This is a genomic window from Paenibacillus sp. MMO-177 (genome assembly GCF_037147795.1).
GTDB lineage: Bacteria > Bacillota > Bacilli > Paenibacillales > Paenibacillaceae > Pristimantibacillus.
The window spans coordinates 580,069-595,815 of the sequence record NZ_JBBCUR010000001.1; the positions used below are offsets into that span (position 1 = coordinate 580,069).

General features: G+C 46.7%; 17 protein-coding genes. 2 read left to right on the forward strand and 15 right to left on the reverse strand.

Annotated features, from left to right (window positions below):
• Position 1: 1 nt before the first annotated feature.
• The 8 genes from WFK81_RS02540 to WFK81_RS02575 all read right to left on the reverse strand — a co-directional run bounded on the left by WFK81_RS02540 (position 2) and on the right by WFK81_RS02575 (position 7,320).
• Positions 2-1,624, reverse strand: a complete 1,623-nt coding sequence (locus WFK81_RS02540; RefSeq protein WP_336784877.1) for a PucR family transcriptional regulator — start codon at positions 1,622-1,624, stop codon at positions 2-4.
• 12 nt (positions 1,625-1,636) lie between these two features.
• A complete protein-coding gene (locus WFK81_RS02545) occupies positions 1,637-2,068 on the reverse strand; it encodes a cupin domain-containing protein (protein WP_127493905.1) in 432 nt (143 codons plus the stop codon).
• Between the two features lie 22 nt (positions 2,069-2,090).
• Complete coding sequence (locus WFK81_RS02550) at positions 2,091-3,167, reverse strand: ring-opening amidohydrolase (RefSeq protein ID WP_336784878.1); 1,077 nt, start codon at positions 3,165-3,167, stop codon at positions 2,091-2,093.
• Complete coding sequence (locus WFK81_RS02555) at positions 3,164-3,913, reverse strand: ABC transporter permease (RefSeq protein WP_336784879.1); 750 nt, start codon at positions 3,911-3,913, stop codon at positions 3,164-3,166. The genes WFK81_RS02550 and WFK81_RS02555 overlap by 4 nt, the downstream gene beginning before the upstream one ends.
• Positions 3,913-4,695: an ABC transporter ATP-binding protein gene (locus WFK81_RS02560; RefSeq protein WP_244935558.1), complete on the reverse strand. Its 783-nt coding sequence runs from the start codon at positions 4,693-4,695 to the stop codon at positions 3,913-3,915. The genes WFK81_RS02555 and WFK81_RS02560 overlap by 1 nt, the downstream gene beginning before the upstream one ends.
• A 45-nt stretch (positions 4,696-4,740) precedes the next feature.
• Positions 4,741-5,763 carry an ABC transporter substrate-binding protein gene (locus WFK81_RS02565; RefSeq protein ID WP_336784880.1) on the reverse strand — a complete coding sequence of 341 codons (1,023 nt, stop codon included), beginning with the start codon at positions 5,761-5,763 and terminating at the stop codon, positions 4,741-4,743.
• Between the two features lie 79 nt (positions 5,764-5,842).
• Positions 5,843-6,526 carry a biuret amidohydrolase gene (biuH, locus tag WFK81_RS02570; RefSeq protein WP_336784881.1) on the reverse strand — a complete coding sequence of 228 codons (684 nt, stop codon included), beginning with the start codon at positions 6,524-6,526 and terminating at the stop codon, positions 5,843-5,845.
• A 431-nt stretch (positions 6,527-6,957) separates the two neighbouring features.
• Positions 6,958-7,320, reverse strand: a complete 363-nt coding sequence (locus tag WFK81_RS02575) for a MerR family transcriptional regulator (RefSeq protein ID WP_336784882.1) — start codon at positions 7,318-7,320, stop codon at positions 6,958-6,960.
• Between the two features lie 120 nt (positions 7,321-7,440).
• On the opposite strand from WFK81_RS02575, the gene WFK81_RS02580 reads away from it, so the two are divergent.
• Both WFK81_RS02580 and rpmG read left to right on the forward strand, forming a co-directional pair.
• The gene (locus WFK81_RS02580) at positions 7,441-8,079 is read left to right on the forward strand and encodes a nitroreductase family protein (RefSeq protein WP_336784883.1); all 639 of its coding nucleotides are present in this window, start codon (positions 7,441-7,443) and stop codon (positions 8,077-8,079) included.
• Between the two features lie 331 nt (positions 8,080-8,410).
• Entirely contained in the window at positions 8,411-8,560 is a 150-nt protein-coding gene (rpmG, locus tag WFK81_RS02585; RefSeq protein ID WP_015844858.1) for a 50S ribosomal protein L33, read from the forward strand.
• Between the two features lie 129 nt (positions 8,561-8,689).
• Here rpmG and WFK81_RS02590 read toward each other — a convergent pair whose 3' ends face one another.
• The 7 genes from WFK81_RS02590 to WFK81_RS02620 form a co-directional block, all read right to left on the reverse strand.
• Positions 8,690-10,093, reverse strand: a complete 1,404-nt coding sequence (locus WFK81_RS02590) for an 8-oxoguanine deaminase (protein ID WP_336784884.1) — start codon at positions 10,091-10,093, stop codon at positions 8,690-8,692.
• Between the two features lie 420 nt (positions 10,094-10,513).
• Positions 10,514-10,729 carry an alpha/beta hydrolase gene (locus tag WFK81_RS02595; RefSeq protein WP_336784885.1) on the reverse strand — a complete coding sequence of 72 codons (216 nt, stop codon included), beginning with the start codon at positions 10,727-10,729 and terminating at the stop codon, positions 10,514-10,516.
• Positions 10,730-10,899: 170 nt separating this feature from the next.
• Positions 10,900-11,229 carry a heme oxygenase gene (locus tag WFK81_RS02600; RefSeq protein ID WP_336784886.1) on the reverse strand — a complete coding sequence of 110 codons (330 nt, stop codon included), beginning with the start codon at positions 11,227-11,229 and terminating at the stop codon, positions 10,900-10,902.
• A gap of 300 nt (positions 11,230-11,529) precedes the next feature.
• On the reverse strand, positions 11,530-12,237 hold the full coding sequence (locus WFK81_RS02605) for an ABC transporter ATP-binding protein (protein WP_336784887.1): 708 nt from the start codon (positions 12,235-12,237) through the stop codon (positions 11,530-11,532).
• Positions 12,237-13,358, reverse strand: coding sequence for an ABC transporter permease (locus tag WFK81_RS02610; RefSeq protein ID WP_336784888.1), 1,122 nt, complete (start codon positions 13,356-13,358; stop codon positions 12,237-12,239). The genes WFK81_RS02605 and WFK81_RS02610 overlap by 1 nt, the downstream gene beginning before the upstream one ends.
• Positions 13,359-13,493: 135 nt before the next feature.
• Positions 13,494-14,060 carry a TetR/AcrR family transcriptional regulator gene (locus tag WFK81_RS02615; protein ID WP_336784889.1) on the reverse strand — a complete coding sequence of 189 codons (567 nt, stop codon included), beginning with the start codon at positions 14,058-14,060 and terminating at the stop codon, positions 13,494-13,496.
• 545 nt (positions 14,061-14,605) lie between these two features.
• The gene (locus WFK81_RS02620; protein WP_336785467.1) at positions 14,606-15,700 is read right to left on the reverse strand and encodes an L-dopachrome tautomerase-related protein; all 1,095 of its coding nucleotides are present in this window, start codon (positions 15,698-15,700) and stop codon (positions 14,606-14,608) included.
• Between the last annotated feature and the right edge of the window lie 47 nt (positions 15,701-15,747).

Below are 15,747 nucleotides of genomic sequence, written 5' to 3' on the forward strand. Positions count from 1 at the left end.
CTCATAACGTTACCGGCCGCATCTCGTTTAGCTTAACGGCCAAATACAGCTGTAAAATATCGTCGCCGTCATCGACGTTAATGCCTAGCAGCTCGCATACTCGTTCCACCCGGTAAGAAACGGTGTTGTAATGCGTAATCAGCTCCGCGGACGTCTTTTTTACGTTCCGGTTATATTTGAAATAAACGCGGATCGTCTCATACAGCTGGGATTGATGTTTCTTATCGTATTCGAGCAGTGGAACGATATACTGATCCCGATATTGAATAACTGCCTCTGAATGAGGCAGGTGATATAACAGTTGAAAAGCTCCAAGCCGTTTAAAATCCACATAGGGCTCTTCATAATTGCAAATCGTGCTGATGTGATGAATTTTTTTGGCTTCTTCATAGCTTTCGCACACCAGGTCAGGCCGGCTGGCGACATTGCCGATACAAAGCGAGAACGCAGTTGACGAACCAATAACCGATCTCAGGTCTGCCGCAACCCGGTCCAGCGCCGTCTGTTTCGAGTGCTGCGCGGAAACCGGAATAAGAAAAATCAATTCCCCTTCCGCTATCGTGAACTGCAGTCCTTCGCGAAGAGACTTGGAACGAAGCTTTTTGACTACTTGCTGCAGCTGCTTAACCACAGGCTTTCCATTTAACCAGCGCACAAGCGCTACGAATAGCTGCTGCTGATCCTCCAACTGGCTGCCCGATGCTTCTGCCCTGAGCTTCAAATCCTCCATTGCCACGATCCGCCCGGAAATCCAATCCTGAAGAAACTGGTCAATATATTTTAATTCAACCTCTCTCCGAGCGTTTGCGTTGATCATTTCCAAGCCTACTAGAATGCCGACCCGATCTATCGTCAGTTGATCGACGATGGAATGCTCCTGATTCCACTCCAGCAGAATCAGCAAACATTTCTCATGCTGCTTATCGTTCACCTCCGAGACGTATACCCGAATACGGCGGTCGCCAAGCGATATAAAGCTGACGCCGAGATTCGTCTCTATCCGTAGCTGCGACCAGAGCTCGACATTCGCCGCTTGCTCCAGCAGCCCCGCTTGCGGGGATAGAAACAGCTGATCGGTAGCATCGAGCAGCACGATCGGATTGTTAAGCATGCCATCGAGCGTTTGCAAAAATTCTTCAATTCCATTTCCGTACAACAGCTGCTGGGACAACTTCTGGAATCGGCTTTGCAGCAGCGACAGCTCCCTTACTTCGGTCACCAGCACCCGCTCCATAATATCGCGGACAACATCAGAGAAGACGGTCGTAGCCGGAAGTTCGAAGACGGGAAAAGCGAGTCGATCCGCCAGCTCAAGCGCCCGCGCAGGAATCTCCTCAATGAATCGCTTCGTCTTGATGCCAAGCGCGGCAACGCCTTTTTCAACCAACTGCGGAATAATGTCCGCTATTGCCTCCGGCTGATCCCGGAACGGGAATCCGCTCGTAATGAGAAATTCCCCCGGTCTCACCCAATCGATGACATCAGGCACTTCCATGACATTGACCCGGTTAATGCTCCGATGCATACCGCCGGCACCGGCTAGTACGACTGCTTCTTTGAAGTCGGGTATCAGCAAGATGTCTCCGCAGGTGAAGCTTGCCTGATTGTTAGTCTCCAATGGCATTACCCCGCTATTCTATTTCTTAATGGAATAAACATCTTCCACGAGAGTTGTATTGAAAAACGAGTTGGCAGGCACGTTCTCCTCCACGGGGAGGAAAATACTGATTTGTTCGGACGGCTGATCATCATCGTTTGCTACGGAATGAATAACCCCGGCCGGCACATGAAACGTATCGCCAGCCTTGTAGCTTTTCCATTCGCCATTGCAGAGCAGCTTTACTTTTCCGACGGATATATAAATAATTTCGGCGACATCGTGATAGTGAGGCAGTACTTGCCCGCCGACACCGATTTTCTCCCAAAGAATCGAGCTCGAACGGATTCCCAGCCTATCCGCTTGCGCCGCCGATACGATCTCTCTATGATACAAATGAATATGGTCAGGCATCAGCCCCCATTCCATTTGTTCCCCTACGATAACCTCTGTCTCATTTGCTATTGTCATTTAGTCAGTCTCCCATCTTCCTCTATTTATGTTCGTTCCGCCGAAAAACAACCGCTACAGGCCCGCCACCCGCCGGACCCTGATGCTCCGCACCGCCGGATACGTAGATCATTGGATCGCCGCATACGGAAGCGAGAACGCCTCCGACGACTGCGCGTGCATGACGGGTATGATTAATGTCCGAGTCATCGAGCATCGTATGCCGCTTGCCTCTTATATTTCCGGTTGGATCAGCCTCCGCCTTGGCAAGCACCTGCACCATCTCGGCATCCGGGTATTTCTCCAGAATCCGCTTCAGTGCTCCCGCGTCAATCGCATCCTTCATCACATCGTGATCGATAAAATAAGGCCCTTCCGCATAAGCGGAGTTGCCGAATACGATAACCTCGCAATAGGCGAGTTCGCTGCCTGCCGACGTAGATGCCACATGGCTGAAAAGCTCCCACGAGTGGCAAATATCCGTATCCTGCAGTCGCTCCCGTTCAATCTCTCCAAGCGCTACGGCTGCGCCAAGCGCCGATGCCCCGCGGGAGTAGCCCATAGATTTGTAAGTATCCTCGGTTACAGTGGAGGCATCTCTCAGAACCGCTTCCTGCACTTGCTCCGCCGTCAGCAGCGGACATTTAATTTGAACAAAATGCACGTCGGCGGCATCGTTGATGCCCGCCCCGTCCATAGCCCGGAGAACGGCCTCCGCCACTTGGTCCACTTGGGCGAGACGCCCAAGCTCCTCAGGCATGAAATCAGGCGTTCTTGCTACGCCAATCGCTAATGAAGACAACTCCTGCTTGCTTCTGATCGAACCCGATTCGCTCCGGGTAATGACCGAGAAATGAGGACTTAATATCCCCTCCGTTCCTCCGGACATCACGAACGAGACCGGTTCGGCAGAAGCTTCCTTATAAGGAGCGAACAAATTTTTCAAAGCCAGAACCGCAAACCCGCGGGTAAAATCGTTGACACAGCCGTTCCCCTCCGTTTTGCCCAGCACGGCTACAACTTCCTTCGGGTTAATAAGCGACTCGTCAATATAGCGCTGAAGCGCAGACATATCATTCGGTGAACGAGCCGGTACTTTAATAACTGAACATTTCATCATAGATCATCCGCCCTTTGCCAGAATACAACTTTCTTCTCCAACCAGCTGATGCCCCAGAAAAGCAACAGTCCGCATAATGCCGATGCAATAATGGCCGAGAACATAATCGGCGTATCCATATGATAGGAAGATACGAGTACGACATAGCCTAGCCCTTTGTTCGCTCCGACAAATTCCCCGACGATCGCTCCTACGATTGCAAGCGACGAGGATATTTTCAAAGCAGAGAAGACGTAAGGCAAGCTCGTCGGAAGGCGCAGCTTCCAGAATATTTCCGCTTTTGTTCCTTTATAAGTGGAGAACAGCTCCCAAGCCTCATGTTCAATGGCTTTCAGACCTTTGACACTATTGACGAGAATCGGGAAAAAGCAAATAAGCATCGATGCGACAACCTTCGAGGAATAGCCGGTTCCCATCCAAACGACCAACAGCGGAGCCAACGCGACGAGCGGAGTTGTCTTAAGCGCAATGGCGAGCGGGAAGGCTCCCTTCTCAATGGACTTGGAATGAACGAAAATAACGGCCGTTATCATCCCCAAAATATTAGCGAGCACAAAACCTGCCAACGCCTCCGTCAGCGTGACGAGCATATGGGACGACAGCGATCCATCCATAACCTGAATGACGGCGGAAGGAGCGGGAAGTAAATACACGGGGACATTGAACAACCGGACGGCCATCTCCCACAAAAGAATAAAGCCAAGCGCAAAACTGATAGGGTACATGCTGCTTTTTATTTTATTCATCATAAGTGCTTGACCCTCTTTCTTAATTCATTAACGGTATGATGGTACTCCGGAAGCTCTTCCATACCCACTTCACGGTGCGCAGGAAGCGGAACGGGAATAATGGCATCCACACCGGCCGGTCTTGGGGACATCATGACGATTCTGTTCGACATAATGACCGATTCTTGAATCGAATGGGTAACCATAACGACTGTGCTTAAGCTTGTATCGGGACTTTCCCACAGCCGCAGCAGCTCGAAATTCAATTTCTCTCTCGTAAACTCATCCAACGCGCCAAACGGCTCATCCATTAAAAGCACGGCCGGGTCAGCGGCAAGCGCTCGCGCGATAGCGATACGTTGCTGCATGCCACCGCTCAATTGATGCGGAAAGTGATTCGTAAAGTCCTGCAGGCCAACCAGCCGAAGCGCCCCTTCCGCTTTGTCCCGGGCTTCTTTCTTCGAGAAGCGCTTCTCTCCGATCGTCAGTGGCAGTACGATATTCTGAATAGCCGTAAGCCAAGGCATCAGAACCGGCTTCTGAAAGACCATCCCGATTGAGAGATCCTTTGCAAGCTTAACCTCCCCTCCGGCATTCGGCTGGAGGAGACTCAGCATTAAGCGCAGCAGCGTGGACTTGCCGCAGCCGCTTGGGCCAAGGATAGAAACAAATTCATTGTTATAGATGTCTAAGGAAACATTGTTCAGTACAGGAACATCGCCGAACGAAAGGGAGCAATTCTTTAATGTAACCGCGATTTCGTTCATCGAAGAAACCGATGCTTGTTCTTGCTTTGCCACTCCATTCTTCCATTCACTTATCGTCGCTTGCACATCAATCACTCCCTATTCGATATAGTCATTCGTAAACACTTTATCCAGATCTTGTTCTTTCTTCAGAAACTTTAAATCAATTAAGCTTTTTTGCAAAACGTCCCAGGCTTCGGTATCCATCTTGCCAAGCGGCAGTTTATCCGGCTCAAGCAGCGGAATGCTTGCTTTCATCATCGCTGTCTCATGCTCGAGGTTCAGCTTATCGCCGAACTTCAGACCATACCCGGCTGCTTCTTCCGGATTAGCGATCGCATATTCCCAACCCTTCATCGAAGCCTCAACGAAGCTTTTCACCATTTCTGGATCCTTCTTAATTAACGATTCCGTCGTAAATAACGTATCTGCATAGAAATTAATGTCGTAGTCGCCAGGCTGGATAATATTCACCTCATGCCCTTGCTCTTGAACGGCAAGCACCTCATTGATGACGTAACCCGGCCATGCTTTGACTTGACCGCTGAGCAGCGGGCTCATGTCATATTTCACCGGCATTTCATCAATCGATTTCGCATTTATGCCCGCGCTTTTGACCATCGCCCGGAAGGTCAGCTCTTCATTGCCGCCAAGCTTCACGCCTACCTTCTGGCCGGCAAGATCTTCGATCTTCGTAATGCCCGAATCTTTCAAGCTAAACAATACGAACGGCGTTTTGCGGTATACCGCGGACACCGCTTTAACCGGTACGCCTTTCTCACGAGCCATCAAAATCTGATCTGCGCCCGTTACGCCAAACTGCTCGCTTCCCGAAGCGACCATCTGAACGGAAGGAAAATCGGCTCCGCCCGGCCTGATTTCAACATCCAATCCCGCTTCCTTATAGAAGCCTTTCTCAACCGCTGCGTAATAGCCGGCAAATTGCGCTTGATGAATCCATTTCAGCCTCAGCACAACTTTTTTCAGCTGCTTTGTCTCTCCGGCTGCCGAGTTGGAAGAGACCGTATTTGAGTTCGTGCTGGTTTTTGCATTGGAACCGCAAGCCGTCACAACAAGCATCAGAGCCGCCAGAACAATAAACAATGATTTCTTATTCCACATCATATTTCCCTCCGGTATGTTCTCTATTTATGGATAAATAATAGCTGGATGCTGAATAGAAGGCTCGCATTAGTCTGTGTTAGTAGTTTTCCAGAGCCATCAGTACATCGGCTGAGCTGCTGACGCTGCCGAATACCCCGCCTTGCATCGTCACCATATGAAGCGCCGCTTGATGATTGGTTGGATCGGTCGCGCCTGTGCAATCCTCAAGGATTAAACATTCGTAACCTCTATCATTTGCTTCCCGCATTGTCGTATGGACGCAAACATCAGTGGTGATGCCAGTAAGTATTAAGTGAGTAATGCCCCTGTTCTTTAACACGAGATCCAAGTCTGTTGCATAAAAGCTTCCCTTGCCCGGCTTGTCGATAATGAACTCCCCTTCAATCGGGGCAAGTTCTTCAATGATTTCCCAGCCCGGCTCACCTCGCACCAGTATGCGTCCGGCAGGACCAAGTGAGCCTATTTCAGCGCCGATTTGCTTGCTTCGCCAACGTTTATTCGCAGGAAGGTCGGACAAGTCGGGCTTGTGGCCCTCTCTTGTATGGATAACCGTCATACCTTCAATCTGGCGAACCCGGTTCAGCAGCGTTTTGATAGGTTTAATCGGCTTGGCCGTCAACGACAAATCGTATCCCATCTGTTCCACATAACCACCTTTGCCGCAAAAATCGATTTGCATATCAATAATAAGGAGTGCTGTTTTCGCAGGATCGATCCTGCCATCGTACGGCCAAGCATAGGGATTTGCTGTAACCTGCATGTTATGTTCCCCTTTCTCCGCTCTCATTTTGTAAGAATTAATAACATTCAATCACATATCCGATGTATATTTTTTCTATGTGTCATATTATATCACATAAAACCCTAATTTTCTTTGTAGATCTCACAAAAAAGCGAACTTATTTGTTGTGTTTTTTATAAAAAGAAGAATACATGTCATGTTTAGTTACACAAGTTAACAAAAAGAGGCTGTAACGCAAGATTTAAAATATTGCGACACCGGATGCAATACTTGCTTAATTCATATCAAGTGTTGCATGAGCCGTTTATTTGTCATTACATCGGTAAACACAAAAAAACCGCAATTTATGCGGCCACTAATGAGATATTCAAGAGCTCTTAATAAGCTTCTTACGTATGCTGCTTCTTCGTGCGTTGAGCTAACGTTTCCCGGTAACGATCTCACCTTGGTTAATGCTTTGACCTGCATTGGGTCTGAAAATTAGCCTTGCCCTCTAACAGATCTATTAAGAATGTTTTTGATGCTTCCAATTTCGCCTCTAGCTCCTGAATAAATCTAATTTTTTCCGTAACCAATGCTTCCTTCTCTATATGGGAACTTTCACTTATGAGCAAAATTAATTCCTGAATCGTAAAACCTAACGTGAGCAGCATTCTCACATCTCGCAAATATTCAACCACTCCTTCATTATATATTCGATAATTATTTTCATCCCTGGATAGAAACTGTTCCGGAATCAACTGCTTGCGTTCATAGAATCTCAAGGTGGATATAGGTAGCTCTGTCAACTTAGAAACCTCATTCGATTTCATTATCTATTCCCTTCAGAACTTATTTGCTATAAACCAAGGTTTATAGTTTATATTAACAACATGGTAACCAGAGACATCACTGCTGTCAACACAACTGGTCACATCAAAAGGAGAGATCACATGCTAAAAAATATCCAGAATAATGATTTTGCCAATATTGTTACTGGCCGGCGTTCCGTAAAACTTTACGATGAGGACGTCAAAATTCCAAAGGAAGAATTGCAAGCTATCATACAAGAAGCAAGCTTAGCGCCTTCTTCTGCGAACATGCAGCCATGGCGTGTTATAGTCGTTCATTCCCCTGATGGGAAAAACAAACTTCGGCCTCTTGTACAGTTCAATACGCGACAAAATGATACGTCTGCGGCGATGCTTATTATTTTGGGCGATACTCAGAGTGAATTATATGTAGAAGAAATTTATAATGCCGCTGTGGAACAAGGGAAAATGCCTAGTGAAGTACGCGACAAGCAGGTCGCACAAATTATGAGCATGTTCCCTCAAGTGCCTAAAGAATTAAAGATCGAAATAGCTAAAACCGATGCAAGTTTATTTGCCATGCAACTGATGTTGGTAGCCCGTGCGCATGGATATGATACCAATCCTATGGGTGGCTTTGAACGTGATCAGGTTGTTAGCGCATTTGGTCTAGACGACGAACGGTATGTACCGGTCATGATCCTTTCCATTGGGAAGGCGAAAGTAGCAGGCCATGAATCTGTGCGTCTGCCTAGTGAAGAAATTACGTTTTGGCGGTAATTTGAATTCACATTTCCCACCTCATTTACGAAAAGCACCCTACTGGGTGCTTTTATGCGATTATGCGATTATGCGATTATGCGATTATGTATTAATTCTAGTAATTTTCCATCATTATACAATTTTAAATGCGTTTTACTGACCATTTGCTAAAAAAGCGACGATACAACTCTCTTCTAATTTCCCCGTGCAGCTGGGCATAAATTGGAGTAGTTGATGCTTTTTCATGTCCTAAATAAAATATGATGAATTCCGGTATATTCTTTATTTCGTACTGATCACGTGGTTGAGCTCATACATAACATGGTGATAAAGGAAGGTGATAATCATCATGCGAGTGATCATTACTTTAGCATGTACGGAATGCGGTGCCCGTAATTACACGACAATGAAAAACAAGAAAAATAATCCGAGCCGCCTGGAGCTTAGCAAATATTGTCCTTCTCATAAAAAGATGACGCTTCATCGGGAGACAAGATAAGTAAGGAAGGGAGCATATTTTCTCCTCGCTCTTCGTATCGGCTTAGCGGGCGAAATAAAAACAGCGTTACCGCTTTATCCGGAAACGCTGTTTTTGTTTTATATTTTCAATGTAATGCCGACTTGCTTCTTATCCTCTATACTTCCTGTAATCGATGCCGAGGCGCAAGGATGCCGAGTTCACGAGCCGGTCCGCGGCAAGTTGCGTGCGGAACGCGAGCTTTTCCTCATCTACACCAACCAGCATGCCGTTTTCCACAACAACACGTCCGCCTACGATCGTCATATTCGCCTGAGTAGCCCCGACCGTTAGCGGAAGCGCTGCGTCATCAAACAATGCTCCTGCAAAACCTAATTTGCGCGAGTCCAACATGAACAGATCCGCAGCTTTTCCGACCTCAAGCGATCCGATACTGCTCTCCCAGCCCAATACGCGAGCTGAACCTCGTGTAGCAATCGACAAAGTCTCGTTTGTCGTTAATCCTCGCTCTTGAAGCTCATGCTTGTGGAGAAGATACGCCATCCGCAAATCCCACAGCATGTTGGAGGCATCGTTTGATGCGGAACCGTCGACGCCAAGTCCCACTTTCACGCCTGCGTCCAGCAGCTTGCGGATCGGAATAGCGCCGGAAGACAACTTCATGTTGCTCGATGGGCAATGTGCTACACCGCAGCCGCAAGCCCCCATTTTATGTATTTCGCTATCGTTAAACCAAATGCCATGGGCATACCAAACATCGTCACCGACCCATCCGGTCTGCTCCATGTATTCGAGCGGACGAACGCCTAGTCTTTCCAGACAGAACTGTTCTTCGTCCATCGTCTCCGCTAGGTGGGTATGCATCCGAACGCCGTAACTGCGGGCAAGAGCAGAAGATTCCTTCAGCAAATCCCGGGACACGGAGAATGGCGAGCATGGCGCCACGCCAACACGCAGCATCGAGAACCGGTCCGCGTTATGATATTTTTCGATGACACGCTGGGTATCCCGCAATATAACCGATTCCGTCTGAGTCACTTCATCCGGAGGGAGTCCGCCATTGGACCGCCCTAAACTCATGGAGCCTCTAGTCGGAAAGAAACGGATGCCAAGCTCGGAAGCCGCATGGATCTCTTCATCGATTAAATATTCGGAGACACCGTTCGGAAATACGTAGAAATGATCCGACGAAGTTGTACAGCCGCTCTTGAGCAGCTCGCCAAGACCGGTCATGGCACTTAGGTAGACGTCTTCGGGCTCCAAATGCCGCCAAATTTCATACAAGGTGAGCAGCCAGTCGAATAACGAGCAATCCTGTGCTAGCGGGATGTTGCGCGTAAGCGTTTGGTACAGGTGATGATGGGTATTGATCAGACCCGGATAAACAATTTTGTGCGTAGCATCGATTTCGCGGTCAGCCGTTTCGTACGGCAGGTTTTCCCCGATGGCTATAATTTCTTGACCCTCAATATACATATCTCCATTGCGAATCACTCGATTCTCGCCATCCATCGTTACAATGCTCCGGGCATTTCGGATCAGAAGAGTACTCATCGGAACACCGCCCGTTCAACGATAGGATTCTCTATTTGAACAATAGTATGAATGCCTGTGCGCCTCACACTTGTATGGTTCATTTCCATTCCCCCTTGTCTGAATAGCCCTATTGTAAACGAACTGGACAAGTAAAGCTGTGGATGAGAGGAAGGATTGTGTCTTATACCTAAAAAACCCCCAATCGTTTGTGGACCATGCTTATGCCGCAGCCATTCCAATAAAAAAGAGCCATCCCTCACGGGACAGCCCTCTAAGCTAACGGGGCTATCGGCAAAAAATAGCCGTTTACACAGATGCCTGTGCCATTACTTACACTGCATTGCCAAAATGGCTTACCGGTCAGGATAATAAAATTTACTTCTGCGTCAAGCTTATAACAAGCGGGCATTTCCTGAGAAACGCCGTTTTAGTGGCGAATTATTTCGTTGGTTTCACTTTGCTTACTGTGGTCATTTCCCAGTTAAGCAACAATTGAATCGTTTCGTCCAACTGCTCTTTCGCCGAAATGTTAGATGCTTTATCGCCTTTTTGAAAACCGTAGCTCCCGAACTGAGAGTGATTTCCGCCCTGAATCGTATGATACTCCGTTGTATTGGGCAGATAGCTCTTTGCTTTAGAAAAAGTATCCGGCAAAACGATCAACAGTAAGTTAAAGGCCATCCCTCTCAGGATGGCCCTTCTTTATGAAAGCTTAGGTTGATCATCAAGCCGTGTTTGATGATCATCATGTGAAATTCGAGGATCATGACCCGGAGTACTTCCCCATTTAGATTACGACCGGATACTTTCCTTCTAAGATGTATTTACAAAATTTCTTTCAGCGATGCAACTTCATACGTAATCAGTTCACTTCCGAGAATCGGAGATTGTTTGGACGATGCTTCCGTTCCGGGCTCCGGACGTTTATGAGCAGCTTTAAAGCTATCGCTGGCTTTCCACGCTGTAAAGTACTCCATTGACTCCCAATACATATTTACACTTAACTCATCGTAATCGGATAAGTTCTGTGTTAGCAGGACCTCTACCTTGACAAGTCCCTTAGTCAGATCTAGCGCTTCCGAAGCAGTGAAACTCGTGGCCATTGCAGCGCCCATTCCCTTTACCACTTTAATTCTGTTTGTTACGACTATCATCCTCAACATCTCCTTCTCTCATTTATACATTTTAGCTAAACTTGAACGAGGCCATAAACACGACGGAAAGAATAAACTGCAAGCTAATCAGAAGCCCTAAAGAATACCTGGATATACTGGAGGCTGCTTTCTCGGCATCCTGCATGTACTGAATCCAGAAAGGCCTGGCCGAATCTTGGCCCATTTTAACAATCATGACAATACCGCTAACCAATACAACAAACGAGCTGGGATGCGTGATTCGATTAAAAGTTCGGATGGCTTGCGAAACTGCTGTCAAATGAAAAAAAAAGAAAAAACTCAAACATGTGTTGCCTCTAATCTTGTCGTTCCCGCTAACGACAATTTACCATCTTCCATCCGATACACTTTATCGCAATATTCAAGCATGCGTTCATCATGCGTGACCATAATCGCTGCTTTACGGCGCGACTTTACCTCATTTGCTATCAGACTGACCACCTCATGGGCACGCTTGGTATCCAGACTGGCCGTGGGCTCATCCGCCAGGATAACGTTGGGATTGTTTATTAAAGCCCGCGCGATAGCCGTACGCTGCTTCTCACCGCCTGACAGTTCCTCCGGGAAGCTCTTCAGCTTCGATCCGAGTCCTAACTCCTCGAGTAACTTAACGGCGAACGTCCGATCCTCGGCTCTAACCTTTCCCGACATTTTCTTTACTAAGAGCAATTGGTCAAGGACGTTCAGATAGGGGACCAGATTGGACGATTGCATAATAAAGCCGATTTCCTTCAATCGTACATTTGAAAGTTCTTTCTCGGAAAGCTTAGAGAGAAGATGCCCATTCAAGTTGACTTCTCCTTCTGAAGCTTTAAGCAATGCACCCGCTATCGAAAGAAACGTACTCTTGCCCGACCCGGAAGGGCCGACAACTGCAACAAGCTCCCCGGGCTCCACCGAGATAGAGACCTTTTCAAGCGCGGATATCCGGTTCCTTCCCTCGGCATAAAACTTCGTAACATTGCTGATATGCAGTCCTGTTGACATTATTCTGCCCTCCCAAGCGCCTTCAACGGATCAATTTTAGTTATTTTACGAACCGAGACCAGTGAACTAAGCACTGCGATGACGAGAAGAATGACCGAGTACTCGATAACGAGGCTCGTTTCCAGCTTGAACGGCATCCCCTTCGGCATGATTGCCGCAGTCCCGTAAGTGAGCAAAACGCCAATAACAATACTCGTGAGCGATAGAACAATGACCTGTGAGACAATGGCCTTGCTGAGAAAGCCGTTTCTTGCGCCGATGGCTTTCATGATACCGAATTGATTGGTCTTTTGCATCGTAATGACATAGAAGAATACACCGAGCACGAACGCGGATATCGCAAGCAAAAAGCCTAGCATCATCATAATGGATCCATTCTCTTCCTTGTACCCTGGCATGCCGTGAATCGCTGCTCCGCGCGTGACGGCATCGGTATTGGAGAGCTTGCTGCTAATATAAGCAGGATCGATATGTTTGCCCTGCAGCATGATTGCATTAACTGGGCCTGCAATTCCCTTATCCGAGCCCGGCGCGGCGAACGCGATCTTCCGCCATTCGGACATCGGAACAAATACGGCTGAGAGGTGATTATACGTCTGGTTATCGACGAAGCCGATAATCGTCAAGGCTTGTGTCGAACCGTCTAGTTGAAATGTATCCCCAAGTTTAAAGCCGTCATCCTTCATCGTCTTGTTCACAATGACGCCTGTCGGATTCGCTGCAGCTAGCCCTACACCTTCAATTACTGCCGGCTCTAGAAAGCTGCCGGGAAGAACTCCCAAGATTGCGATATCAACCTTATCCTCGTTCTTTGTGCTGTTTCCTTTCATAGCGGTGGCCATTGTACTGCCCATTGGTGATGCAGCTGTCACATTAGGCAATTTCTCCGCTTGCGCCACCAATTCGTCGGATAACAAGGACTTGCCCATGGTCGACTGCGCCCCTTGTTCAAAGACGACATAATCGGCTTTCATGTTTTGGAAAGTGGACGCTGCAAGCGTCGATAACCCATTACCAAGTCCCGATAGAATGAATACTAACCAAGCAACTAAGACAAAAATAATGACAATCATCAAAAATTTCATCTTGCTGTGCATTAATTCCTTTAAAGCTAAAAACATGCTCTCTCTCACTCCTCACTCTTCATTTATGACACTTGTGTCATTTTTGTTATAGGTCAAGCACTTGCACCGATTCCGTCCCCCCTATTAAATAACATATCCGACACTTGTGTCAAATTAAAAAAAAAGAGCCTCCTACCTTTGTGCTCCTCCTATCCACATTTGAAACAAAAGCTTGCTCCATTGGGGATTAGGGACGTTTATCATATTAGGGGTGTTAATGAGGTTAAAAAAGCCACCGATCAGTACCGGGAGCGGAATGTCTTCTCTGAGATTTTTCTCTTGTTGCGCTCTTTGAAAAAGACGCGTAAGTTGAATTTTCAGCGTAGTATGGCCTTGCTCAACAACCTCTAGATCCCGACTAGCCGCAGCAGAATTTGTTGTATTAATTTTATGAGCATCGCCTAAAAGCTGATGAAGCTTGGATTCGTCAACATAAATGCCAAGCAGTTCCTGAAGGGCTTGCATCGTATCGGTCTCATCGATTGCTGAAGCCTTCTCGATGACGCTCGAGATCACACGCTTCATGCAGGCAGCCACAATTTCTTCTTTATTCGCATAATACTGATAAATCGTACTCCTGGCGCCGGGTAAATGCTGCGAAAGCAACTTGAGATGAAACCCATCATATCCATGCTCCAGCACTAACTTTTTTGTTATGTCCAGTAGTTCTGACTCCGTATATGATGGTTTTCTTCCCATAATTACTTCTCCCTTCTGCATTTCAAAATACATTTTTCTCGGTATTCCATTTCTAGTTTGAAATATCAGTCTAACATAACTTCAAGCGTAATGATAATCTCACAAATCAATATGGTTCTAAAAAGCCGGTAGTTAAACGAACTTTGCAGGATGCACCGCCCCTCTGTGCCACCTACACTTTTATGTTGCTCAAATAACCGTCTAAATAACATTTCATTGTACTCAGGACATCTGCTTTAAAATCACGTTTGAGTCCATCCAGCCCGTGCTGTTCAATAATCTCTCTGATTGAGCATGGTTTCAGCATCTACATTTTTCTCTAATTCTCATGATAATTAAAATGCTCTCTATTGCTCAACTATTGAATAATCTTCTATTGATTTATTCTTGTACCTGTTCGGCTATCCTGCTCAATCGCTTAATTATAACAGGAGCAGCTGCCGTGGCAATCTGCTCCTTGTTCATTTAACTATAGTCTCCCGATAGCTCAGGCTGCCGTAGTGGTTTACATGCAAATAGAGTCAACTTTGTAAAGTAATCCTTTATTAAAAGGCAGGAGCGGGTGGTTCGTCTATTTTCATACGGAGTAAACTGTAAGGCTTCTGCCGCAGGTCATTTCCATAATGAAATCTTGCCTGCCGATGCAATTGGTTCACGATGAAATATAAGTATTGATCTGGACCAATAGAAAAAGTATCCGGCCATAAAATTCTCGGATCATGCGCGATGGTTTCCATTATTCCATTCGGCAATATCTTCCGAATACTATTGTTTTCATAGTCTCCAGCGTAAACGTTTCCTTTTGCATCGGTGATCATTCCATCTGAAGCACCTTTTTCTCCCCAATACTTCACGTGATACTGTAAATTCATATCCGGTATCGTCCGGTCTCTTAGGGCATCCGTTGAAATCGAGTACAGATGACGACTCGAAAGAGGACAAAAAAACAACGTCTTGCCGTCGGGGGAAATCGCTATACCATCGGATGCCAATCTAAAGGGTGAAGTAGATCCGTCTTTGTTTCGATTCATCAGAATTTTACCTTCCACTTTCGGTAAGAAAAATGGATCGGGCGAGGTTGATTTTGCTCCGTTTAACCGTCTCCAGGCATAGCCCGTTTCTAAATCAACGACAATAATGGCTCCTGGTCCTCGGGAAGACGAATCCGTTATATATGCGTATCCGGCTTTACCGACACGAAAATCGAATCGGACATCATTCAGATAAGTCGTTGACAGGACAACATCTTCCGTAAATGTATAAACGCTTCTTATGGTATTTGAATTTAAATCTACACCGACTAACTTCGCCCCGCCTTTGATGGGTTCTGAGAAATTAGGAGCCCCCGTATCCAGTACCCAAAGTGTTCCCTTTCCGTCAGCAACGACACTTTGGACACTAATGAAGGACGTTGTAATATTGGATTGGCTTACCAAATTAGCCTCTAAACTAGGATAAGGCTGCAATGTTCCGCGAACGATTTCAGCCACGGTAAATTTAACATCGTCTCCCCATTTCGGAAAGCAAATGAAGATACGCCCGGTTTCAGAAACAGTTACGCCTGTAGGCATGGCTCCGTAAAATAAAAAAACCGCCTCCAACTTACCAAAATACGTTTCACTCGGTAACATCACTTGTATAAAATCCTCCTCAACACGCTCGAACTGTTATCACCTATTTATATGAC